The 21,345-nt window shown below is 62.4% G+C and carries 24 protein-coding genes; 13 read left to right on the top strand and 11 right to left on the bottom strand.

Going from position 1 to position 21,345, the window contains the following annotated elements:
- Positions 1-181: 181 nt before the first annotated feature.
- The 3 genes from J2887_RS21880 to J2887_RS19290 all read right to left on the bottom strand — a co-directional run bounded on the left by J2887_RS21880 (position 182) and on the right by J2887_RS19290 (position 1,929).
- Positions 182-391, bottom strand: coding sequence for an IS110 family transposase (locus tag J2887_RS21880; RefSeq protein WP_227176175.1), 210 nt, complete (start codon positions 389-391; stop codon positions 182-184).
- Positions 392-559: 168 nt separating this feature from the next.
- Positions 560-1,051, bottom strand: a complete 492-nt coding sequence (locus J2887_RS19295; protein ID WP_227172752.1) for a hypothetical protein — start codon at positions 1,049-1,051, stop codon at positions 560-562.
- A gap of 2 nt (positions 1,052-1,053) precedes the next feature.
- Entirely contained in the window at positions 1,054-1,929 is an 876-nt protein-coding gene (locus tag J2887_RS19290; RefSeq protein ID WP_227172751.1) for a M15 family metallopeptidase, read from the bottom strand.
- A 231-nt stretch (positions 1,930-2,160) separates the two neighbouring features.
- Here J2887_RS19290 and J2887_RS19285 point away from each other — a divergent pair, with 231 nt between their 5' ends.
- From J2887_RS19285 to J2887_RS19270, 4 genes are all read left to right on the top strand, one after another.
- Complete coding sequence (locus tag J2887_RS19285; protein ID WP_227172750.1) at positions 2,161-2,460, top strand: hypothetical protein; 300 nt, start codon at positions 2,161-2,163, stop codon at positions 2,458-2,460.
- A gap of 366 nt (positions 2,461-2,826) precedes the next feature.
- Positions 2,827-3,339, top strand: coding sequence for a carboxypeptidase-like regulatory domain-containing protein (locus J2887_RS19280; RefSeq protein WP_227172749.1), 513 nt, complete (start codon positions 2,827-2,829; stop codon positions 3,337-3,339).
- A gap of 9 nt (positions 3,340-3,348) precedes the next feature.
- Positions 3,349-4,515: a lipase family protein gene (locus J2887_RS19275; protein ID WP_227172748.1), complete on the top strand. Its 1,167-nt coding sequence runs from the start codon at positions 3,349-3,351 to the stop codon at positions 4,513-4,515.
- Between the two features lie 28 nt (positions 4,516-4,543).
- A complete protein-coding gene (locus tag J2887_RS19270) occupies positions 4,544-4,852 on the top strand; it encodes a hypothetical protein (protein ID WP_227172747.1) in 309 nt (102 codons plus the stop codon).
- Between the two features lie 126 nt (positions 4,853-4,978).
- Here the strand turns inward: J2887_RS19270 and J2887_RS19265 are convergent, their stop codons facing one another.
- The 7 genes from J2887_RS19265 to mutM all read right to left on the bottom strand — a co-directional run bounded on the left by J2887_RS19265 (position 4,979) and on the right by mutM (position 10,787).
- Positions 4,979-5,458, bottom strand: coding sequence for a hypothetical protein (locus J2887_RS19265; protein WP_227172746.1), 480 nt, complete (start codon positions 5,456-5,458; stop codon positions 4,979-4,981).
- 46 nt (positions 5,459-5,504) lie between these two features.
- Positions 5,505-7,043 carry a phosphoenolpyruvate carboxykinase gene (locus tag J2887_RS19260; protein ID WP_227172745.1) on the bottom strand — a complete coding sequence of 513 codons (1,539 nt, stop codon included), beginning with the start codon at positions 7,041-7,043 and terminating at the stop codon, positions 5,505-5,507.
- Between the two features lie 252 nt (positions 7,044-7,295).
- Positions 7,296-8,150 carry an Hsp33 family molecular chaperone HslO gene (hslO, locus tag J2887_RS19255; RefSeq protein WP_227172744.1) on the bottom strand — a complete coding sequence of 285 codons (855 nt, stop codon included), beginning with the start codon at positions 8,148-8,150 and terminating at the stop codon, positions 7,296-7,298.
- A gap of 51 nt (positions 8,151-8,201) precedes the next feature.
- Positions 8,202-8,609 carry a ribosome-associated heat shock protein Hsp15 gene (gene hslR, locus J2887_RS19250; protein WP_227172743.1) on the bottom strand — a complete coding sequence of 136 codons (408 nt, stop codon included), beginning with the start codon at positions 8,607-8,609 and terminating at the stop codon, positions 8,202-8,204.
- Between the two features lie 87 nt (positions 8,610-8,696).
- Entirely contained in the window at positions 8,697-9,392 is a 696-nt protein-coding gene (yrfG, locus tag J2887_RS19245; RefSeq protein WP_227172742.1) for a GMP/IMP nucleotidase, read from the bottom strand.
- A gap of 105 nt (positions 9,393-9,497) precedes the next feature.
- Positions 9,498-9,833 carry a hypothetical protein gene (locus J2887_RS19240; protein ID WP_227172741.1) on the bottom strand — a complete coding sequence of 112 codons (336 nt, stop codon included), beginning with the start codon at positions 9,831-9,833 and terminating at the stop codon, positions 9,498-9,500.
- Between the two features lie 141 nt (positions 9,834-9,974).
- A complete protein-coding gene (gene mutM / locus J2887_RS19235; RefSeq protein ID WP_227172740.1) occupies positions 9,975-10,787 on the bottom strand; it encodes a bifunctional DNA-formamidopyrimidine glycosylase/DNA-(apurinic or apyrimidinic site) lyase in 813 nt (270 codons plus the stop codon).
- 331 nt (positions 10,788-11,118) lie between these two features.
- On the opposite strand from mutM, the gene J2887_RS19230 reads away from it, so the two are divergent.
- Positions 11,119-12,297: a fatty acid desaturase gene (locus J2887_RS19230; RefSeq protein WP_227172739.1), complete on the top strand. Its 1,179-nt coding sequence runs from the start codon at positions 11,119-11,121 to the stop codon at positions 12,295-12,297.
- Positions 12,298-12,307: 10 nt separating this feature from the next.
- Here J2887_RS19230 and rsmD read toward each other — a convergent pair whose 3' ends face one another.
- Complete coding sequence (rsmD, locus tag J2887_RS19225; protein ID WP_227172738.1) at positions 12,308-12,937, bottom strand: 16S rRNA (guanine(966)-N(2))-methyltransferase RsmD; 630 nt, start codon at positions 12,935-12,937, stop codon at positions 12,308-12,310.
- A 166-nt stretch (positions 12,938-13,103) separates the two neighbouring features.
- Here rsmD and ftsY point away from each other — a divergent pair, with 166 nt between their 5' ends.
- The 8 genes from ftsY to J2887_RS19185 all read left to right on the top strand — a co-directional run bounded on the left by ftsY (position 13,104) and on the right by J2887_RS19185 (position 21,343).
- Positions 13,104-14,390, top strand: coding sequence for a signal recognition particle-docking protein FtsY (gene ftsY / locus J2887_RS19220; protein ID WP_227172737.1), 1,287 nt, complete (start codon positions 13,104-13,106; stop codon positions 14,388-14,390).
- A 47-nt stretch (positions 14,391-14,437) separates the two neighbouring features.
- On the top strand, positions 14,438-15,124 hold the full coding sequence (gene ftsE / locus J2887_RS19215; RefSeq protein ID WP_227172736.1) for a cell division ATP-binding protein FtsE: 687 nt from the start codon (positions 14,438-14,440) through the stop codon (positions 15,122-15,124).
- Complete coding sequence (gene ftsX / locus J2887_RS19210; protein ID WP_227172735.1) at positions 15,114-16,124, top strand: permease-like cell division protein FtsX; 1,011 nt, start codon at positions 15,114-15,116, stop codon at positions 16,122-16,124. The genes ftsE and ftsX overlap by 11 nt, the downstream gene beginning before the upstream one ends.
- 287 nt (positions 16,125-16,411) lie before the next feature.
- Positions 16,412-17,272 carry an RNA polymerase sigma factor RpoH gene (gene rpoH / locus J2887_RS19205; protein ID WP_227172734.1) on the top strand — a complete coding sequence of 287 codons (861 nt, stop codon included), beginning with the start codon at positions 16,412-16,414 and terminating at the stop codon, positions 17,270-17,272.
- Between the two features lie 100 nt (positions 17,273-17,372).
- A complete protein-coding gene (locus tag J2887_RS19200) occupies positions 17,373-18,299 on the top strand; it encodes an NAD(P)-dependent oxidoreductase (protein WP_227172733.1) in 927 nt (308 codons plus the stop codon).
- Between the two features lie 4 nt (positions 18,300-18,303).
- Positions 18,304-19,086, top strand: a complete 783-nt coding sequence (hyi, locus tag J2887_RS19195) for a hydroxypyruvate isomerase (RefSeq protein ID WP_227172732.1) — start codon at positions 18,304-18,306, stop codon at positions 19,084-19,086.
- A gap of 114 nt (positions 19,087-19,200) precedes the next feature.
- Complete coding sequence (locus J2887_RS19190) at positions 19,201-19,881, top strand: response regulator transcription factor (protein WP_227172731.1); 681 nt, start codon at positions 19,201-19,203, stop codon at positions 19,879-19,881.
- Complete coding sequence (locus J2887_RS19185; RefSeq protein WP_227172730.1) at positions 19,868-21,343, top strand: sensor histidine kinase; 1,476 nt, start codon at positions 19,868-19,870, stop codon at positions 21,341-21,343. The genes J2887_RS19190 and J2887_RS19185 overlap by 14 nt, the downstream gene beginning before the upstream one ends.
- The last annotated feature ends 2 nt before the right edge of the window (positions 21,344-21,345 follow it).

Below are 21,345 nucleotides of genomic sequence, written 5' to 3'. Positions count from 1 at the left end.
ACCGCAATCACGGGATCAGATACCTTCTTGAACTTCAAGTCCTGCCATCGGGACTTTTGCCTGAAATTGCTGCCCTGATTTGATCACACCATAGATCAGGTGAACTAACTTGCTCATGCTGGCGCCTCCAATTGCCTTTGAAGCCAGCCCTCGTTTTCCAAACGTAGGGACAAGGCTCTAATCACCGGATTGTAGCGCTTAGCCGCCATGCTTGGCATGAACAAGGCCTTCCTGGCGGCTGTGTGACCCGCCCTCGACAAACTGCTCCGTCCTTCACCGAAGTCCCGGACTGCTTTTGTCGTGGCGTGACACCGACAAAGGCGGCTAATACCTTAGCATTCTTGAAACGCCGGATATCACCGATGTAGGCCAGGAATTGGGAAGCCGGGATGGGCCTATTGTTTCAATCGCCTGCTGGCGGTCCATCAGTCCCCGGACCAGGAGAGCAGCCTTCTGTGGCTCGCCACCCTATGCTGTGGCGTCAGTGTCCCGGTGGTTAACGACCAGGGCGCACTTGGCCTACTAAAACCGCCACGCCAACTTGTGGTAGCAGATGATGCTATGACCCAACACCAACCCTGAACAACCCGCTTTCCTCATCCATCTCCACTCGCACCTCATCCGGAGCAAACTGATACAGATACTCCGGCACCTCTTTGCCCTCAAACTGCCGCTGCACAAAGTCGTACACCTGGGGCTCGAGGATCGGGCCGGGGTAGAGGTAGCCCTGGGGGGCGCCTGCTTTCATGAACAGCACTGAGTAGGGCGGTGCGGTGACGTTGAGTTCAATGGGGATGTCGGGATTGGCCTGCTGTGAATCCAGTTCGAAGAAGGCCCAGTCGTCACCGGCGTTGGTGGCGAAGTCGTTGAGGTAGTAGGCGAAGTCGCCGTAGGTTTCGTCGGTATCGCTGGGAGTGGCGTCGATGGTGACGACGATGACCTTGCCAGCGGACCAGGCCTCGGCCAGGGGCGTGTGGGCGGTATCGGCCTGGGCGCAGGCGCTGGTGAGCAGCGCCAGGCCGAGGGTGATCAGGGAGCGTAGCGGGGCCATGATTACTCCAGGTTCTTCAGCGGGATTGGCAGGTTGTTGGTGATGGTGCGCTGGTTGAAGAAGAACTTGAAGCCGTAGGCGTCACCGTATGGGTTCAGCCGCTTGTCGAAGTGGGGCGTGTCCGGGTTGGAGAAATCCCCGCCCCAGCGGTAGCCGGCGGCCTTCAGGTCGCTGATCAGGTTGGTGGCGCCGTCGGTCTGGCGGCCGGCGGCAAAGGTGCGGCTGTTGTTCCAGTTGTTGCCATCGACGATGTTGCAGTCAATGGCATGGCCGATCAGGTGCTGGGAGCGTGTGGCGGGGGTAACCACCGCGCCGGAGACCGGTACCCCGTTCACCCGGAAGGCCTGGTTCAGCACCAGTTGCACCGAGCGTTCGCCGGCTTTGGTGTTGGCGGTGGTGATCAGGTCGGCGGCGGCTGAGGCCACCACTACGTCGCTGTCCCGGACCGAGGCGTGGCTGAGCACCCGGAAGCCATCACCGACTTCCACGTGGTCGAGCAGGGCGCTGTCCAGCCTCACCAGGTCGCCGGTGCTGGCGTAGCTCTGGTCCAGCCAGCGTTCAAGCTCGCTGGCGGTCTGGCTGTCCACTCGGCCGTTCACGGCCTGAGTGACGTTGCGGGTATCGGTCACCAGGGCCTGGTTGAACCGGCGATAGGGGTGTGCGGTGAGGCACCACTGGAACATCTTTACCGCCTGCTCGGTGCCGGGGCCAAATTCGCCGTCAATAATGGACAGGGGGATGTCTACGGCCACCAGGGCTTCCTGCAGGGTGGTGACATGGTTGCCGGCGTTCGGCCGTTTGTGGCCGCCCCAGGTCTGCTGCTTATCGCTGTCGCCACGCTTGAGTTCGAACGGGCCGAAGGGGGAAGGCGTTGCCATCGGATGTCCTTATCTGTGTCAGTACCTCGGTGGCGAGACCGGGGCACGGGTTGGTTGAATCTTCCTTGGGGCGGACGTTAAGGGCCGCCCGAAACACTGTCAATGACGGCTTTGGTGACATATTGCCCCGCCAAACAAAGCGTTGTAACGCACCGTTTGAAGGTCGCGACCGCAGGGAATAGGCGCTACAGTGGCAGCCTTTTCCAGATCGCGCCGCAGGGAGGTCGAGCAATGTCGTTGATGGGGGTGATTCTTGGCACGCTGGGGCAGTTGATGCTGGCCTTTATGCTGTTCATGTTCAGTGTGTTCATGGGCGCCGGCGCTGCCAATACCACCGAGTTGCAGCCATGGCAGACGGCGCTGTTGAACGGGGCCATCTACGCCCTGCCAGGGCTGTGTGTGCTGACGGCGGCGGGGGTTATTGTGAGCTACCTGGCGGGCACCGGGAGTTCACAGTATCACTGGTACTGGCTGCCGGTGGTTGTCGCGGTGTTTTATGGCGTTTTTGTCGGCCTGTTGACGGGCCGTTAAGGATGGAAGCGCGGAATCGGAACCGATGGCGAGGCATTTCTGTGGATTGGAACCGTGTCACATTTTCGGTGCTGATTACAAAACGTCACACCGGAGTATACAGGCCGCCTTGGTATGGGAGCGACGTTTGCAGCGATGTTGCTGTTTTGCCGTCATGGAATGGTAATTGACAGTGGCGGGGCGCTTGGATAACTTTTGATTCGAATTTAGCCAGGTATTGGCTTTTTTGTTCAGGGATCAGGAACATGTATGTTTTCTTAACATGTGCAATGCGTGTTTTGAATACCTGCCTGCGCAGGCATAACGATGATGTTTGCGCCTGCCTTCCCCCGATGAAAAGCCAGCCTGCCCCGGGATGGTGTTGTCTTGATTAAACGCATTTGGATTCCACTTGTCATTGTGCTGGCTGCTGCAACAGCGACTGGAGTATACGCAGGGATGTTCAGTTTTCTGAAAAAGTACGACGTGTTGCTTTTCCCGTCTGTGGAAGGGCGCCTCACCAATCAGGGTGAACCCCTGGCGGGCGTGGAAATCATCCGTGAGGCCACCTACGACGAGGTCGAGGCCGAAACGGTCGAGACCGACACCGAGGGCCGGTTCTCATTCCCGGAGTGGACAACCCGCTCAAACACACCTGGTAAGCCTCTGATCGAGGCCCGCCTTCGTCAGGTGGTGGCAGCTAAATATGAAGGCGAATATTACATCCTATGGCAATACACAACGGACCGGATTGACGAAGAACCGGTGATCTCGGATCTGTTGAAGAATCTGGATTGTGATATAGCGAATGAAGAGATCGATCACTATTTCCCAATCCCGGATAACCCGCAGTTCGACCATATTATTGGCAGTATCTGTCGATGGAAAACGTCATCATAAGGATATGTTATGCAAGCATTATCGCCTAGGCTGGCCTCTGAGCTGGCGGATCTTGTGTATGAGATCCAGTCTCCAAGCAGTATTCCGAACCTGGGGCTGAAAAAGAGCCAGGAACTGAAGTCCGCTTTTGATATCGATTTGTCCAATGGCCCGGTGACCGGGACCACGGGTGGTTTCTTTGGGCTGTTCTCCAAGACTTCCGGCTTTGCGCTGGTGGGGCATGGCAAGAACCAGTTCCAGGGCCAGCACGTGGTGGCCATCCGGGGTACCCAGGACGGTCACGACTGGCTGACCAACGGCAACGTGGGTTACTCCACCTGCGCCAGCGGTTCCACCGTGCACGCCGGCTTCAACGAGGCGTTCGAAAGCATGAAGGGGGCGTTCGAGTCCCTGCTGTCACCGCACCTGACCGGCACGGACAGCCGCGGCGTGCATTGTGTGGGTCACAGTCTGGGTGGCGCCCTGGCGTCACTGACGGCTGACTGGATCAAGGATCGTTACCGCAAGCCGGTCAACATCTACACCTTTGGTGCGCCCCGGGTCGGCCTGGAAGGCTTCGCCCAGCACACCACCCACGCCGCTGCCCGGCTGTACCGCTGCACCCACGGCGCCGATCCGGTGCCCAACGTGCCGCTGTGGCCGTTTATCCACGCTCCGGCCAACGGTTTTGAGTACCGTCTGGACAACGGCTCCGGGATTGCCATCGATGCCCACGGCATGGGCAAGAACAAGGTGCCGGGCTATCGCAACACCGCCAACACCTCAGACTGGAGCCGGTTGCATCAGGCCTCTCTGGACTTCCTCAAGCAGCCGGTGCGCCTGGACTACGAGCGTCGTCACGAGGCGTCGTTCTCCGCCTACTGGTCCGAACGGATTTCCGCCGCGCTGATCACCCTGCTGAAGGACGCCGGTTACTACACCGCCGTGCTGGCCCAGGCTGCCGTCAGCTCAACGTTGACCTTCTACGACCTGCTGGCCCGTACCATTGAGCAGGTGGCGCAGTCTTCGCGGGAGTTGGCGGACCAGGCCCGTGGGTTGCTGGGACACATGCTGGCGTTTGCCCGTGTGGCGGTCACTGCGGTGGTGGAGCTGACCTTCAGCTTTATCCGCTGGGTGTTCGACAAGACCGTTGGTGCGCTCTACCGCGCCGTTCGTGAAGCCTTGCAGCGGGCCTGAGCCCGCTGCCGGAAAAGGATAGCCGCCGATGCTTTTCGACGATGCCTTCTACCTGCGTGACGAGCTCAACCAGAGACTGGTGTTCACCAAGGTACCCCGGTTGGACGAAACCGGACATCCGGTGCAGGAAGCCTTCCTGCCCAGCGTAACCTATGCCCGGGAGGCCCTGGCCACCATCGTGGATGCAGTCCAGGACCCGTTTCACAATGTGATGGTGGAGCTATGGCTGCATGTCCATGGCAAGCCCTGGGCGATTCCGGATACCGGAGACCAACTGATTAAGGACATCGCTGACAAGATCGGTTCCGGCGAGCTGTTCGTGTACCGCGAACGCTAGCCCAGGCTCACTGCCGGCCCCTGGTCACCCTGGCCCGTTACTGGTGTGGGAACGCTGGTAACGGGTTTTTTGTGTTTGGGATTGTAGATAGCTGGCGTTGTGGCCTGGTGGGGGTATGGAGTGTTGCTAGCGATCGCCGCCGGGCGCCAGCTCGGACTGAACATCGAACTGGTGGATCTGGAACGGCGCGCTGTCCCGGTCGGCCGGCTGAGCCAGGGTGATGCCCAATTGGGCGCGGCCGTGGCGGAACTGGCCCAGAAGTGAGAATCGCAGCAGGTCGAAGTGCTGAGTCTCGATGGGGATGTCGGCGTGGCCACCCACGTACTGCAGTTGGCTGAAGGACTGCAGCGGTCCGAGACGGGTCAGTAGATCGCGCAGGGGCTGGCCCTGGGTGCTTTCGAGGCGGTCTCGCAGAGGCGCTGTCAGTATCGGTGCAAGGTCGGCGGGATCACCGGTCAGGACTGCTGGCAGCCGTTGCTCAAAGTACGGCTGGGCAACCTCGACGTTGCGTGAGGACTGGATGCCGAACCATACGGCGACCGCTACCACCAGAACAAGGGTGGCAAGGCCAAGGCGGATCAGCCAGGTCATCAGGGTTTTGGTCATGGGGAGATAAAAAAACCGCGGCCGGTGGCCGCGGTTTTCCGTTGGCTCAGTCGGCGAGCTTCGGTCCGGCCGCCACGATGGCGTCGGAGACGTCGAACTTCTTGAAGTTGTCGACAAACTGGCCGATCAGCTCCTGGGCCTTGGCGTCATACTCGTCGGCGCTGCTCCAGGTGTTGCGCGGGTTGAGCAGCTGGCTGTCGACGTCCGGTACGCTGGTCGGCACTTCCAGGTTCAGGGTCGGCAGGTGCTCGGTCTCGACGTCGTCGAGGTCGCCGTTCTGGATCGCGCTGATGATCGCCCGGGTGGTGGGGATGCTGAAGCGCTTGCCGGTACCATAGGCGCCGCCGGTCCAGCCGGTGTTGACCAGGAACACCTTGCTGCCGAACTCGTCCATCCGCTTCATCAGCAGCTCGGCGTAAACGCCTGCCGGACGCGGGAAGAACGGTGCGCCGAAGCAGGTGGAGAAGGTGGATTTCAGCTTGGAGGAGGAGCCCATCTCGGTGGAGCCCACCAGCGCGGTGTAGCCGCTGAGGAAGTGGTACGCCGCCGCTTCCTTGCTGAGGATGGACACGGGCGGCAGCACGCCGGTCATGTCGCAGGTCAGGAACACAATGTGGGACGGCTCGCCGGCACGGTTCTCCAGAACGCGCTTCTCAACGTGTTCCAGCGGGTAGGCGCAGCGGGAGTTTTCGGTCAGGGAGACGTCGGTGTAATCCGGCTCGCGGGTTTCCTCGTCGATGGTGACGTTCTCGACGATGGCACCGAAGCGGATGGCGTCCCAGATGATCGGCTCGTTCTTCTGGCTCAGGTCGATGCACTTGGCGTAGCAGCCGCCTTCGATGTTGAAGACCGTGCCCGGGCCCCAGCCGTGTTCGTCGTCGCCGATCAGGAAGCGCTCAGGATCGGCGGACAGGGTGGTCTTGCCGGTGCCGGACAGGCCGAAGAACAGGCAGGTCTCGCCATTCTCGCCAACGTTGGCGGAGCAGTGCATCGGCAGTACGTCTTTTTCCGGCAGCAGGAAGTTCTGTACCGAGAACATCGCTTTCTTCATTTCACCAGCGTAGCGCATGCCGGCCAGCAGCACCTTGCGCTTGGCGAAGTTGATGATCACGCAGCCATCGCTGTTGGTGCCATCACGCTCCGGATCACACTGGAAGCCGGCGGCGTTGAGGATCTGCCACTCCTGCTTGTCGGCCTGGTTGTAACTCTCCGGGCGGATGAACAGGTTGCGGCCAAACAGGTTCTGCCAGGCGGTTTCGGTGGTCATGCGAACCGGCAGGTAGTGCTCGGGGTCGGAGCCGACGTGAACGTGAGACAGGAACTGGTCCTTCTCGGCGATGTAGGCTTCCACGCGGTCCCAGAGGGCGTCGAACTTGTCGGCGTCGAACGGGCGGTTGATGGGGCCCCAGTGGATCGCGTCCGCGGTGCTGGGCTCCTCAACAATGAAGCGGTCCATGGGAGAACGGCCAGTACGCTTGCCGGTCTTGACCACCAGTGAACCATTGGCCGCCAGTTGGCCTTCGCCTCTTTCCAGTGCCAGCTCGACCAGTCGTGCTGCGCTCAGATCAGTATAAGTGTTGCTCACTTCGACCTCGCCCTCGGGGTGTCTTCGTGATCACTCGGAATACCGGTCTGCACGCTGTGCCTGCCCCCGGAAGACCGGGGTGGGGTTGACGGAATTCTGAGCAATCGGGTCAATTCAGGCGCGCTATTATGCCAGAGACGCCAGTAAAAAACGACTGCCCGGAAAGCCGCGCCAGACGCGGGCTCCGGGCCAATCGGTCGGGCCGGCTTGCGAAAACGCGAATCATTTCACAGGCCGGTCCGGAACGCGTGGTCAGTGCAGGGAATGACCGGTAAACAGGTGATCGATGTCGTTACGGTTGTAACTGTAATGGGCGTGACAGAACTGGCAGTCCATATCGATACTGCCCTGTTCTTCGAGGATGCTGTAGCACTCGTCGGCGCCGATGGAGCGCAGGGCCTCCAGGGTGCGTTCACGGGAGCAGCTGCAGCGGAAGGCGACCGGCTCGGCGTCAAAGATGCGCACTTCCTCTTCGTGGAACAGCCGGGTCAGCATGGTTTCACTGTCCAGCTCCAGCATTTCTTCGCTGGTGGTGGTGGCGGCCAGCTGGCTGATGCGTTCCCACAGCTCCTGGTCTTCAGGGCTGCTGCCGGGCAGGCGCTGCAGCAGCAGGCCGGCACTGCGCTGGTCATCGGCAAACAGGAACAGGCGGGTATCGATCTGCTCCGAGCGCTGGAAGTAGTCCTCCAGGCAGCCGGCCAGGGTGTCCTGTTCCCGCGGTACCACGCCCTGGTAGCGCTGACCCTGCTGTGGAGTGATGGTGATGGCCATGCGGCCTTCGCCCAACAGGGCGTTGAGGCCGGTTTCCGCCGCCGCCGGGGCGCTGTAGCGGGCCAGGCCACGGACATGGCGATCGTGGCTGCACTCGGTCATCAGGGTGCTCAGCGGGCCTTCGCCCTGGGCCTGCAGCGACAGCGTGCCCTCGAATTTCAGGGTGCTGCTCATCAGTACGCTGGCGACCAGGGATTCACCCAGCAGTTGCCGCACGGTGGGCGGGTAGGGCGCCTGGCTGGCGGCTTCGCGGAAGCTGTCGGAGAGCTGGACCCAGGCTCCCCGGATCTCGCTGTGTTCAAAGATAAAGCGCTGGAACTGGTCCTGGGACGCCATGGTATGTCTCCTGGTACGGCCAAGCCGAGGTTGAACGTTGGGGAAGGCGGATCAGAGCCCGTTCTGTTCCCGGAATCGCTGGATGTCGCGACGGTCTTTCTTGGACGGCCTCCGTGCCGGTGGCAATTGCGCGGCCTGCAGGGTCTTGCGCTGCCAGGCCATGTCCTCCCGTCGTTTGATGCTGTCGTCGGTCTCGTGGTAGAGCTTCTGGGCCTCAGGGGCGCCGCGCCGGCGATCGCTGATGTCGTCCACGATCACGATGCGTTCCTGCCAGCCCTGGCGAAGGGTGACCTGGGCACCGGTTTCCACCAGTTTGCCCGGTTTGCAGCGCTGGTTGTTGTAATGCACCTTGCCGCCTTCAATGGCGTCCTTGGCGATGGATCGGGTCTTGTAGAACCGGGCTGCCCACAGCCATTTGTCGAGCCGGACCCGGGATTCGGTCTGGTTGCTGTCGCTCATGTCTCCCACCTGACGAGTCTATGCCCACATTATAACGGCATCAGTCGCCGGATGGCACCGAGCCCGATGGGCAGGCGCAACGGGGGCTCAGGCCGGATTTCCGGCATGTCCCTGACGCTGGCGGCGCAGTTCCGGCAGCACTTCGTCGAAGTGGTGGATGCCTGGCAGGTGCGGGTGTCGCTCCCGATGGGGCTGGCGGCTGTCGGGCGCGAGGATGGCGAGACACTGGCCGATGCCGGCGGCATTGGCGCTTTCCAGCACCGGGAAGCTGTCGTCCAGCATCATGGCGCGGTCGGCCTGGTAGTGTGTGGTCTGGGCCAGGTCCCGCCAGAAACTCGGGTCTTCCTTGGGCTTGCCAAGCTGGTGGCTGGAGACGATGTGATCCACCTTCTTGTCCAGACCGGTGCGGCTCAGCTTCAGCGCCAGCGGATCGGGGTGGCAGTTGGTGACGATCACCGTGCGCAGTCCACTTTGGCGGGCGGTCTCGAGAAACTCCTCGACGTGGGGGCGGTAGGCAATGCGGTCACCGACTTCCGCCTTGAGGGCGTTGACGTCCAGCTGCAGCCGCTCACTCCAGTAATCGGTGCAGTACCAGTTTAGCGACCCTCGTTCGGCCTGGATCATCGGCAGGATGTGGTCCCGGGCCTGGTCCGGGCTGAGCTGGTATTGCTGGGCGTAGCGCGCGGGCAGGTGCTCAAGCCAGAAGTGGTTGTCGTAATGGAGGTCCAGCAGGGTACCGTCCATGTCCAGCAGCAGGGTGTCGAGGGTTGACCAGTTCAGCATGGGAAATCACAGCCTGAGGAATTCACCCTCAGGCTGACGCAGAACCGCAGCGGGTGCAACCGTGGAAAACGCGGAGATAGCCCGGTATTGCTAACCGGAGATTCCTTAGCGTTCGTCCGGGTTGACCGGCTCTTGCAGGCGGCCGTTTTGGGTACAGCCGAGGCAGCGTACAAAGGTGGCCTTGGCCGGGCCCAGAACCAGCACCTCGCCGGCTTCGCTGGCGTTGCCGCCCAGCAGCGAGAACGGCAGCGACACCACATACACCGCCGCGCCAACCACCGTGGTGGCCAGCAGTACCGGCCGCGCCACCAGGGCGTCTACGGTCATGGCGGCGGCGCTGGGGGACTCGTCCACGGTGCGGGCGTGGCCGCTGGTTGCGGACAGGCTGAGAATGGTGGCGGTGGCGACGGCAAGCAGGGATCGGGAAAGCCGGGTGGTCATGGTCGGTCTCCTTGGGGTTCGACGCGGCGCGCTCCGTATTGGCCCTGACGGCAAAGGGCGCGGCCCGGATTTCCTAACTATGGTCCAGATTGGTGAAAATTCAACCGCCCTGGCCATCGCTGACAGGCCATCACTGACAGCTCAACGCTGACAGCGCGGACAGTAGACGGTGGTGCGCTGGTTCATGCGGATTTCCTTCAATGGCCGCTGGCAGTGGTGGCAGGGTTCACCGCCGCGGCCGTACACCAGCAGCGACTGGGCAAAGTAGCCCGGCTTGCCGTCACTGTTGACGAAATCCCGCAGGGTGGTGCCGCCTGCGAGGATGGCGGCGCTGAGTGTCTCCCGGACCGCAGCCGCCAGTCGATGATAGCGGTCCAGGCTTATACGGCCGGCCGGTCGCTGGGGATGAATGCCGGCCTTGTACAACGCTTCGTTGGCGTAGATGTTGCCGACGCCCACGACCACGTGGTTGTCCATCAGCAGTGATTTGACCGGCGTCTTGCGACCCTGGGCCTGGCGTCGCAGGTAGGGGCCGGTGAACTCGGGGGGCAGTGGCTCCGGGCCCAGGCTGGCGAGCAGCGGATGGCTCTCCGGCTCGGTGCTCCACAGCCAGCAGCCGAACCGGCGTGGGTCGTTGTAGCGCAGCCGGACGCCCGAATCGAGCCGCAGTTCGACATGATCGTGGGTTTGTGGCGGACTGTCGTCGGTGATCACCCGCAGGCTGCCGGACATTCCCAGATGCACGATCACGGTGCCGTCACCAATCCGAAGCAGCAAGTACTTGGCGCGTCGTTCAACGGCGTTGATTCGCTGCCGTTGCAGCTGTTCCGCCAGGTCCGTCGGTACTGGCCAACGCAGGCTGGGGTTGCGCACAATGACCTCCTCAACGGTGGCCTGTTCGCAGAACGGGGCGATGCCCTGGCGGGTGGTTTCAACTTCCGGCAGTTCCGGCACGATGGTACTCCTGGGTGGATCGGAACCCTGATTGTGGGAGCCGGTAACGGAATGTCAACGGCCTGTCTGGGCGGGATTCCGGCGTTGTGTCATTGGCTTGCCGCGGGGTGAAGAGCGGGGGCCGCGGGCTGCGGTAAAAAGACGTTGAAAATGGATGCAAAAGGTAACTTTCCGACAACGCAACTCGCTTGTTTGGCGTACACCCGTAAGCTACAGTAGCGGCACTTGTCCCATTTGCGGGCCTGACTCCTGAGAACAGCCCCTGGCAACAAACCCAATACAATAATCGGCGCTGCCCGGCGCCATCGTGATCCCCCCGAGGAATTCTGGTATGTGGTACAACGGTCTCCTTGACCTGTCGGTGATGCAACTGGTGCTGGTTGCACTGGCCCTGACGCACGTCACCATCGTCAGCGTCACGCTCTATCTGCACCGCCATTCGGCGCATAACGCCCTGGATCTGCATCCGGCGCTGGCTCACTTTTTCCGCTTCTGGCTGTGGATGACCACCGGCCAGAACACCAAGGAATGGACCGCCATCCATCGCAAGCACCACGCCAAGTGCGAGACGGAGGAAGATCCCCACAGCCCGGTGGTTCGCGGTATCCGCAAAGTGCTGCTCGAAGGTGCCGAACTCTACGCCGAGGCTGCTACCCCGGAAACCCTGGAGCGTTATGGTCAGCGGACGCCGGAAGACTGGATTGAGCGTAATGTCTACACCCGCCACAAGATGCTTGGTGTGGCGTTGATGGCGGCTCTTGATCTGCTGCTGTTTGGCGTTCACGGGATCTGGATCTGGGCGGTACAGATGATGTGGATTCCGGTGTGGGCCGCTGGCGTGGTGAACGGTATTGGCCACTACATCGGTTACCGCAACTTCGAGTGTGCCGACAACGCCCGCAACATTTCCCCGCTGGGGCTGTTGATCGGTGGCGAAGAGCTGCACAACAACCACCACACCTACCCCAATTCCGCCAAGCTGTCCCGGCGCTGGTATGAGGTGGACATCGGCTGGGGCTACATTCGTCTGTTCCAGTTGTTCGGCTTGGCCAAGCCCAAGGGCGTGCGTCCCATCGTGCACTACGTGCCGGGCAAGCAGGATGTGGATGTGGAGACCGTGCAGGCGATTGCCAACAACCGTTTCGACATCATGCGTCAGTACCGCAAGCGGGTGATGGAGCCGGTGTTGCGTCAGCAGCGGACGCTGATGGAAGACGAGATCAAGCCCCGCTACCGCAAGCTCCGTCAGCTGCTGTCACGGGAGGTCAGCCTGATTGAGCCCCGCGAGCAGGCCCAGCTGGATTCGGTGCTGGAGAGCAACCCGGTGCTGCGGCAGATCTACGACAAGAGTCAGGAACTGCAGGCCCTGTGGCGTCGCCGTGGCGTTAAACCGCAGGAAAAGATGCAGGCCCTGATGGAGTGGTGTCGCGAGGCGGAAGCCAGCGGTATCCGCTACCTGGAGGAGTTTGCCACTCACCTCAAGGCTTACTCCTTACGCCCGGCTGCGTAAGCGCTTACTGTTAGTCCGACGACGCCCCGCTTGGGGCGTCGTTGCGTTCACCCACCCGGAACAGGTTGTAGCTCACCTGGCCGGCGCTCTTCTGCCGGTGTAGCTGCCAATGCGGCGGTGTTGCAGGTACCGCGCCATCACTTTCGTGCTCAACATAGACCCAACTGCCGGTGTGCAGCCAGCCGTCGCCGGCCAGCGCCGGGTAGAGGTTGTCGAGCCAGTTCTGGCGGAAGGGCGGGTCCATGAATACGATGTCGAACGGTTGCGCCGGTGGCGTGGCCAGGAAACGCTCGACCGACTGGGTTTCCACCCGGCCACGGCGGCACTCGAGCAGGCGCAGGTTATCCCGCAAAGCCTGGGTGAGGGCGCTGGTGTGGTCCACGAAGGTGACCTCGGCGGCCCCCCGGGACAGCGCCTCCAGCCCCAGAACGCCGCTGCCGGCAAACAGGTCCAGGCAACGGCTGCCCGCCAGGTGAAACGACAGCCAGTTGAACAGGGTCTCTCGGGTGCGGGCCGGCGTGGGACGCACCCCGCCGGCATCCGGGAACCGCAGCTTGCGGCTGCGCCAGTCGCCGCCGATGATGCGCAGTTCCCCGCTGCTGGCGCGGGATGGTTGTTTGGCGGGGCGTTTGCGGGGCATGGCGGTTCCGTGGTGTAAGCGTCGGCGCCTATGGTAGCCGAAAGCGGCAGGCCACCAAAGGGCGGGTTTGGACGCCGCCAGCCCCTGCCGCTAGAATGGTCGCTTTCCTTTTGGGGCGCCCGGCGACCCGGGACGTTCCCGCCCATTCCAGACTGATGGTAAGACTATGACGGCAGAGTGGATTTCAATCGGCCTGTTGGCCCTCCTTGTGTTGTTGTTCGTTGGCGATCTGGCGGCGAACCGCCGACGGGTGCCCCGCCCGGAGCCGGTACCCCAGCGCAAGCCGGAGGCCACAGCGGGCGCCGCGCCACAGCCGTTGCCAACAGCAGCCGCACGGGATCAGGCCCCGGCGGCTGAAGCGCCTGCTGCCACACCGGCCGAGCCCGCCGCGGCGCCTGACGTTGTCACCCCGGAAACGGTGCCGGAGCCTGCTCCAGAGCCAGAGCCAGAGCCAGAGCCAGAGCCAGAGCCAGAGCCAGAGCCAGAGCCAGAGCCAGAGCCAGAGCCAGAGCCAGAGCCAGAGCCAGAGCCGCAGCTCAGCGTTTTTGAGCGACTTCGTAAGGGGCTGGGCAAGACCCGCGCCAACCTGACGTCCGGTCTGGCCGACCTGTTTTCGGTGGGCAAGCAGATCGACGAGGATCTGCTGGAAGAAATTGAAACCACGCTGCTGATGGCGGATGTCGGGGTGACCGCCACCTCCGAGATCATTGAGACTCTTACCGACAAGCTTGAGCGCAACCAGCTCAAGGACGGTGCGGCCCTGCGCAGTGCCCTGCGGGAGCAGCTCCACGGCCTGCTGGCGGATGTGACCAAGCCACTGCAAGTGGACGCCGGCAAGAAGCCGTACGTCATCCTGATGGTTGGGGTGAACGGGGTGGGCAAAACCACCACCATCGGCAAGCTGGCCAAGCATTTCCAGCGTGACGGCAAGTCGGTCCTGCTGGCGGCGGGGGATACCTTCCGGGCCGCGGCGGTGGAGCAGCTGCAGGTCTGGGGCGAGCGCAACCAGGTGCCGGTGGTGGCCCAGCACACCGGGGCGGACAGTGCGTCGGTGATCTACGATGCCGTGCAGTCAGCCCAGTCCCGGGGTGTCGACGTGGTGATTGCCGACACCGCCGGACGTCTGCAGAACAAGGACAACCTGATGAGCGAGCTGGAAAAAGTGGTTCGCGTCATGAAGAAGCTGGACGACAGTGCGCCCCACGAGGTGATGCTGGTGCTGGATGCCGGAACCGGCCAGAACGCCCTCAGCCAGGCGACAGTGTTCCAGCAGGCGGTGGGAGTCAGCGGTGTTACCCTGACCAAGCTGGATGGCACCGCCAAGGGCGGCATCGTCTTTGCCATTGCCCGTCAGCTGCAGTTGCCGATCCGTTACATCGGGGTGGGTGAGCAGGTGGATGACCTGCGCAGCTTCGATGCGGAAACCTTTGTCGACGCGTTGTTCGAAGAGTAATTCGCCACGACCGTCGTCTCCTGTCACTGACTGGGTAGTCCGAAGCCATGATCGAGTTTCAGCAGGTCAGTAAACGCTACGACAGCGACCATACGGCCCTGAAACAGGTGAACTTTCACCTGTCCCGGGGCGAGCTGGCCTTTCTCACGGGCCATTCCGGTGCCGGCAAGAGCACCCTGCTCAAGCTGATCATGCTGATGGAGCGGCCGTCCGCCGGCCAGGTGGTGGTGGGCGGTCAGGTTCTCAACACCCTGCCCCGGCGCCAGGTGCCCTACATCCGCCGTCACATCGGTGTGGTGTTCCAGAATCACCAGCTGCTGTTCGACCGCACCGTGTTCGACAACGTCGCCATGCCGCTGGAAGTGATGGGCGTGCCGGCCGGGGATATCGGTCGGCGGGTGCGGGCGGCACTGGACAAGGTGGGCCTGCTCAACAAGGAACGGATGAACCCGATGCAGCTGTCCGGTGGTGAGCAACAGCGGGTGGGCATTGCCCGGGCGGTGGTGAACAAGCCGCCGTTGCTGTTGGCGGATGAGCCCACCGGTAACCTGGACCCCGAGCTCTCGGCCGACATCATGCACCTGTTCGAACAGTTCAGTCAGGTTGGGGTAACGGTGCTGATTGCCAGTCACGACATCGCCCTGATCGATGCCATGGGACGCCGCACCCTGACTCTGGAGCAGGGACGGCTGGTCACCTCGGACGCGGCCATGGAGTCTGCCGATGGCCACTGAACCCCGTCGTAGCCGTCCCGAACGCGGTCGCGGTGCCGCCCGTGCCCGCAGCGAAAGCCGCTCGGCGGCGGAAAGTTACTTTGCCCATCACCGTAAGGTGGCCTCGGACAGTGCCCGGCGCCTGCTGCGGACCCCGGTGGCCAGCCTGATGACCTGGCTGGTGATGGGCGTAGCGCTGGCGCTGCCGGTGGGGTTGTTACTGCTGCTGGGTAGCCTGCAGGGGGTCAGTGCCGGCTGGGAGAGCAGTGCGCGGCTGACCGCCTACCTGGAGGACGGCTTGTCCCTGGCCCAGGCTGAGCAACTGCAACTGGAAGTGGGCAGTCGCGGTGATGTCGACGACGTCGAGCTGATAGGCCGGGAGCAGGCGCTGGCGGAGTTCCGCGACAGCTCAGGTCTCAGCGACGCCCTGGATTACCTCGATACCAACCCGTTGCCGCACACGCTACTGGTGACGCCACCGGAAAGCGACCGTACGGCCGCCGGGGTGGAGCGCTTGGCGGCGGAGCTGAAAGCGCTGGCAGGGGTCGCCCAGGTACAGGTGGATCTGGGCTGGCTACAGCGGCTCAATGGGATGACGGAACTGCTGGCCCGGGGTGTCTGGGTGCTGGCGATGCTGTTGGGCGCGGCCGTAGTGCTGGTGATTGGCAACACAATTCGTCTCGCCATTGAGAATCGGCGTGATGAAATCCTGGTGGCCAAGCTGGTGGGGGGGACCGATGCCTTTGTTCGCCGGCCGTTTCTGTACACTGGCGTCTGGTTTGGGCTGGGCGGTGGCCTGGTGGCCTGGGTGCTGCTGCAGTTGTCGCTGTGGTGGCTCAGTGGCCCGATTGAGCGGCTGGCCGGATTGTATCGCAGCAATTTTGAGCTGACCGGTCTATCCTTCGAAGGCGCCCTGGGGTTGTTGTTGGTGGCCATGGTGCTGGGCTGGTTGGGGGCCTGGGTGGCGGTCAAGCGCCATCTCGATGCCATTGAGCCGGGTATGCCCTCCGGTGCCGGCTGAGCATGGCCTGCGCCGGGTAAGGGCGACTACCGGCAAGTGCCTGAAATCCGGTCCAAAGATACCGGCGGGGGTGACTGGTTGATGGACAATGGTCGAACCGGTGTTGTGGAAACACCGTATGTCGGAATCGGCGCTGTCACAGTAGTTTCAAATCGTCGCTGATGTCCCTGGAATATCTAACAGTTTGTTTATAAACGGTTAATGTTGGCGTAAAGGGAACTTTGAGCGCTCTTGGCGGTCAAAACATTAGTTGCTATATTTGCAAGTCCCTAAGTAGGAGGGCAAGCATGGGTACAAGTTTACAGTTGGCTGACAAACTGGTTCCGGGAGTCAATCTCGACGCCTATATCCAGGCCGCGAGCCGGATTCCGGTGCTTACAGTCGATGAAGAGCGCGACCTTGCCGAACGCCTGCATTTTGACGGTGATGTCGATGCTGCCCGGCAGCTGGTGCTGTCACATCTGCGTTTTGTCATTCACATCGCCCGCAGCTATTCCGGCTACGGTCTGCCGCAGGCCGACCTGATCCAGGAAGGCAACGTCGGGCTGATGAAGGCGGTTAAGCGCTTCAACCCCGAATACGGTGTTCGGCTGGTGTCGTTTGCCGTGCACTGGATCAAGGCCGAGATCCACGAATACATCCTGCGCAACTGGCGCATCGTCAAGGTGGCGACCACCAAGGCCCAGCGCAAGCTGTTCTTTAACCTGCGCAGCCAGAAGAAGCGTCTGGCCTGGCTCAACCACGACGAGCTGCAGGCTGTGGCCAGCGATCTCGGAGTTGAACCCCATGTCGTGAGGGAAATGGAAGGGCGTCTGGCCTCTCAGGACACCTCCTTCGATGGCCCTATGGACGATGACGACGACAGCAGCTATCAGGCTCCGGCCTACTATCTGGAGGATCGTCGCGCTGACCCGGCCACCCTGCTGGAACAGTCTGACTGGACCGAGGACTCCAACAGCCGCCTGATGCACGCGCTGGAGTCCCTGGATGAACGCAGCCAGGACATCCTGCGGGAACGCTGGCTGTCGGACAGCAAGTCCACGCTCCATGAGCTGGCGGCGAAGTACGGCGTGTCCGCCGAGCGTATCCGCCAGCTGGAGAAAAACGCGATGAAGAAAATTCGCGTGCAGATGAGCGAAGCCGCCTGATCGGGGGCGCCGCTCACACCGTTGTTACCAGCGCCACCGGGTTTTGCGACCCGGTGGCGTTTTTGTATCTGCCATTCACCGCCGCCCGGAGTTTCCCGTCATGACACAACCCACCGTTGCTTTTCTCGGCATTGGCCTGATGGGGGCGCCGATGACCCGCAACCTGCTGGCGGCGGGGTTCGCCATGCGATTGTGGAACCGCACAGTCAGCAAGTGTGAGCCCTTCGCGGAAGCGGCGCACATCGCTGCCACGCCTGCTGAGGCGGTGGCTGGCGCGGATGTGGTGGTGACCATGCTGGAGAACGGCGATGTGGTGGAGGCGGTGCTGTTGGCGCCGGACGTGTTGGCGGCGTTGGCGCCGGGCGCCCTGGTGATTGATATGAGTTCCATTGCCCCGGCCCAGGCCCGGGACCATGGCGCTCGCCTGCAGGAGAGGGGCATTCGTTATCTGGACGCGCCGGTGTCCGGGGGAACCCGGGGTGCGGAGGCTGGCGAGCTCAGCATTATGGCCGGTGGCGAGGCCGCGGTGCTGGCGGAGGCCTCAGCAGTGCTTTCGGCACTGGGTTCGGTGACCCACATTGGTCCGGTCGGGGCCGGGCAGCTGGCGAAGCTGGCGAATCAGGCGATTGTTGGCATTACCATCGGTGCGGTGTCCGAGGCTTTGTTGCTGGCCGCCGGTGGCGGAGCCGATCCCGCGGCCGTGCGCCAGGCGCTGCTGGGCGGTTTCGCCCACAGCCGGATACTGGATCAGCATGGCTTGCGGATGATTGAGCGCGACTTTGAGCCCGGGGCGCCAGCGCGTATCCAGCTCAAGGACCTGCGGATGATCCTCGACGAGGCCCGGGCCCAGGGACTGACCCTGCCGCTGGCACAGCAAGTGCACAACAGTTACCAGTCGCTGCTGGCCAATGGCCACAGCGAAGTGGATCACAGTGGCCTGCTGCTGGAGCTGGAACACCTCAACGGCTCTCGCCTAGGAGCCGTTGGCCCCGGTCCTGCCTGGTCCGGTTCTGGATCAAGGGAGTAACGAGATGCCCCGTTTTGCTGCCAACCTCACCCTGCTGTTCAACGAAGTGCCGTTTCCTGAGCGCTTTGCCGCCGCCCGCCAGGCCGGGTTCGAGGGAGTCGAATTCCTGTTTCCTTACCCCTGGCGCCGGCAGCAGCTGCGCCAATGGCTCCACGATCAGGGGCTGACCCAGGCGCTGTTCAACCTGCCGCCCGGTGACTGGGACGCCGGGGAGCGCGGCATTGCCTGCCTGCCGGGGCGGGTGGATGAGTTCCGTCGCGGTGTCGAGCAGGCGATCGGTTACGCCCAGGCGCTTGGCTGCGAGCGGGTAAACTGTCTGGCGGGCCTGGCGCCGGTCGGGGTGGCGGAAGCGGAAGTGTGGGACACCCTGGTGCGCAACGTCGACTGGGCCAATCAGCAGCTGGCGCGGGAAGGCATCACGCTGTGCGTGGAGGCCATCAACTCCCGGGTCGACATGCCCGGTTTTGTGCTGGACACTTCGGCGCGGGCGCTGCGGCTGATCGCTGAGGTGGCTTCCGACAACCTGAAGCTGCAATACGACCTCTACCATATGCAGATTATGGAGGGGGACCTGATCCGCACGCTGGAACGCTGCCTGCCGCAGGTGGGGCATATCCAGTTCGCCGACAACCCCGGACGGCACCAGCCGGGCACCGGGGAGATCCACTTCCCGGCGATCTTCCGGGCCCTAGACCGGATGGGCTATACCGGCTGGGTCAGCGCCGAATACCGCCCGTCTGGGCGTACTGAGGAGTCCCTGGCCTGGCTGGCCCGGGCCCGGAATTAAGCGGGCTGTGACCGTCGCCAATGGCGACACCCTCTTACAAGATCGTAACTGGTTGTCATTGAGGCAAGACCGTAACCTGTTTTTATGATTTTCCAAGAACCTGGAGGCTTTTGAGTGAAAGCGCTGGTAATTGAAGACGATCAGGACGTCGCAAGCTATCTGATCAAGGGACTGAAAGAGTCAGACTTCGTGGTGGACCACGCGGCGGATGGCAAGGAAGGCATGATGATGGCGGCCAGCGAAGACTATGACATCATGATCGTCGACCGCATGCTGCCGGGGATGGATGGTCTGTCGATCATCAAGACGGTTCGCGCCACCGGTAACCAGGTTCCGGTGCTGATCCTCAGTGCCCTGGGCGATGTGGATGACCGAGTCGAAGGCCTGCGTGGTGGCGGTGACGATTACCTCACCAAGCCCTTCTCGTTCACCGAGCTGCTGGCCCGGATCGAGTCCCTGGTACGGCGTAACCGCCAGGCCGCCGAGACTGAAACCGTGCTGCGGGTGGCGGATCTGGAAATGGACCTGCTGGCGCGGACGGTGAAGCGGGCCGGCCAGAACATCGATGTCCAGCCGCGGGAGTTTCGGCTGCTGGAGTATCTGATGCGCAACGCCGGCCAGGTGGTGACCCGCACCATGCTGCTGGAAAAAGTCTGGGACTATCATTTTGATCCCCAGACCAATGTCATCGACGTTCACATCAGTCGCCTGCGGGCCAAGATAGACAAGGAATTCGACACTCCGCTGTTGCAGACTGTCCGGGGTGCCGGATACATGCTTCGTGAAACTGCTTAGTCAGCTCCGCACATCCACCTTTCAGCTCGCCCTGCTGTACATGGTGGTGTTCGCCACATCAGTCTTTCTGTTGTTGGCGTTCATCTACTGGCGTACGGCGGGATTTATGGCCGCCCAGACCGACGAGACCATTGAAGCGGAAATCGCCGGTCTGGCGGAGCAGTACCGCGGTCGCGGCATCAACGGCCTGATCACCATCATTCGGGAGCGGGTGGCACGGGACCCCAACGGCAAGTCCCTCTACCTCGTGACCACCGAAGATTACATGAAGCTGGCCGGCAACCTCGCCACCTGGCCGGAAGGTAGCCAGTCGCAGAGCGGCTGGATCAATTTCACCCTCAATGGTTCGGTTGGCTGGCAGGGTCCGCCAAGGCTGGCTCGTGCCCGAATCTTTGAGGTCCAGGGCGGGTTGCGGCTGCTGGTGGGTCGGGACGTGGACGACCTGTCCGCACTCAAACGGGTGATCGAAACGGCGATCAACTGGGGGATGGGGATTACCCTGGCCCTGGCGCTGCTCGGCGGTTTCATGATCAGTCGCAGCACCACGCGCCGGATTGAGGTGATCAACAACACCTCCCGCAAGATCATGAACGGTCACCTGTCCCAGCGAATACCCACCCGGGGCACCGACGACGACTTTGATCAGTTGGCGGAAAACCTCAACCAGATGTTGGATCGCATCGTGTACCTGATGGAAGGTATTCGGCATGTCTCCGACAGCATCGCCCACGATCTGCGAACCCCGCTGACCCGTCTGCGTAACCAGCTGGAGACCACCCTGATGGCGGTGGACAACGACGAGGCCCGGGAACAGGCCGGCCGGGCGGTGGCGGAAGCGGATCAGTTGCTGTCGACGTTCAACGCGCTGCTGCGCATTGCCCGCCTCGAGACCCGTGGCAATACCGCCGACATGAAACCGGTGTCGCTGGGGTTGCTGGTTACCGATGCCTGTGAGCTTTACGAGGCGGTGGCGGAAGACAAGCAGCAGGATTTCCAGCAGTCCCTGGATAACGAGGCGATGATCGATGGCGACCGGGACCTGCTGTTCCAGATGGTCAGCAACCTGATCGACAACGCCATCAAGTATACGCCGGAGCAGGGTGGTATTCGGGTGTCGGTGTACCGGGACCGGGACTACGTGGTGTTTGAGGTCAGTGACAGCGGCATCGGTATTCCCGATGACGAGAAGAAGAACGTGTTCCAGCGCTTTTACCGGGTGGGCAAGAGCCGGTCATTGCCTGGCAATGGGTTGGGGCTGAGTCTGGTGAGTGCGGTGGCGGAGATCCATCAGGGCCAGATTCTGCTCAGCGACAGCCATCCAGGCGAAGAGCGTCCGGGGCTGACCGTCACTATCCAGTTGCCGGCCTACCGCAAACAGAACCGGCGCCAGAAAGCGGGCCAGGGCAAAGGCGATAACGACGAGACCACTGCCGACGCGACCGAACTCTCCTCCGCAGAGTAGTT

This window comes from Marinobacter sp. CA1 (genome assembly GCF_020546665.1).
GTDB classification, from domain to species: domain Bacteria; phylum Pseudomonadota; class Gammaproteobacteria; order Pseudomonadales; family Oleiphilaceae; genus Marinobacter; species Marinobacter xestospongiae.
Note: the sequence above shows the minus strand (reverse complement) of the source record. Positions and strands in the feature narration are given on the sequence as shown.

What these genes read in the sequence shown, in the direction of transcription:
- J2887_RS19295 (WP_227172752.1), bottom strand. Translation starts at nt 1,051, where the DNA reads ATGGCCCCGCTACGCTCCCTGATCACCCTCGGCCTGGCGCTGCTCACC.
- J2887_RS19290 (WP_227172751.1), bottom strand. Translation starts at nt 1,929, where the DNA reads ATGGCAACGCCTTCCCCCTTCGGCCCGTTCGAACTCAAGCGTGGCGAC.
- J2887_RS19285 (WP_227172750.1), top strand. Translation starts at nt 2,161, where the DNA reads ATGTCGTTGATGGGGGTGATTCTTGGCACGCTGGGGCAGTTGATGCTG.
- J2887_RS19275 (WP_227172748.1), top strand. Translation starts at nt 3,349, where the DNA reads ATGCAAGCATTATCGCCTAGGCTGGCCTCTGAGCTGGCGGATCTTGTG.
- J2887_RS19270 (WP_227172747.1), top strand. Translation starts at nt 4,544, where the DNA reads ATGCTTTTCGACGATGCCTTCTACCTGCGTGACGAGCTCAACCAGAGA.
- J2887_RS19265 (WP_227172746.1), bottom strand. Translation starts at nt 5,458, where the DNA reads ATGACCAAAACCCTGATGACCTGGCTGATCCGCCTTGGCCTTGCCACC.
- hslO (WP_227172744.1), bottom strand. Translation starts at nt 8,150, where the DNA reads ATGGCGTCCCAGGACCAGTTCCAGCGCTTTATCTTTGAACACAGCGAG.
- hslR (WP_227172743.1), bottom strand. Translation starts at nt 8,609, where the DNA reads ATGAGCGACAGCAACCAGACCGAATCCCGGGTCCGGCTCGACAAATGG.
- yrfG (WP_227172742.1), bottom strand. Translation starts at nt 9,392, where the DNA reads ATGCTGAACTGGTCAACCCTCGACACCCTGCTGCTGGACATGGACGGT.
- J2887_RS19240 (WP_227172741.1), bottom strand. Translation starts at nt 9,833, where the DNA reads ATGACCACCCGGCTTTCCCGATCCCTGCTTGCCGTCGCCACCGCCACC.
- J2887_RS19230 (WP_227172739.1), top strand. Translation starts at nt 11,119, where the DNA reads ATGTGGTACAACGGTCTCCTTGACCTGTCGGTGATGCAACTGGTGCTG.
- rsmD (WP_227172738.1), bottom strand. Translation starts at nt 12,937, where the DNA reads ATGCCCCGCAAACGCCCCGCCAAACAACCATCCCGCGCCAGCAGCGGG.
- ftsY (WP_227172737.1), top strand. Translation starts at nt 13,104, where the DNA reads ATGACGGCAGAGTGGATTTCAATCGGCCTGTTGGCCCTCCTTGTGTTG.
- ftsE (WP_227172736.1), top strand. Translation starts at nt 14,438, where the DNA reads ATGATCGAGTTTCAGCAGGTCAGTAAACGCTACGACAGCGACCATACG.
- ftsX (WP_227172735.1), top strand. Translation starts at nt 15,114, where the DNA reads ATGGCCACTGAACCCCGTCGTAGCCGTCCCGAACGCGGTCGCGGTGCC.
- rpoH (WP_227172734.1), top strand. Translation starts at nt 16,412, where the DNA reads ATGGGTACAAGTTTACAGTTGGCTGACAAACTGGTTCCGGGAGTCAAT.
- J2887_RS19200 (WP_227172733.1), top strand. Translation starts at nt 17,373, where the DNA reads ATGACACAACCCACCGTTGCTTTTCTCGGCATTGGCCTGATGGGGGCG.
- hyi (WP_227172732.1), top strand. Translation starts at nt 18,304, where the DNA reads ATGCCCCGTTTTGCTGCCAACCTCACCCTGCTGTTCAACGAAGTGCCG.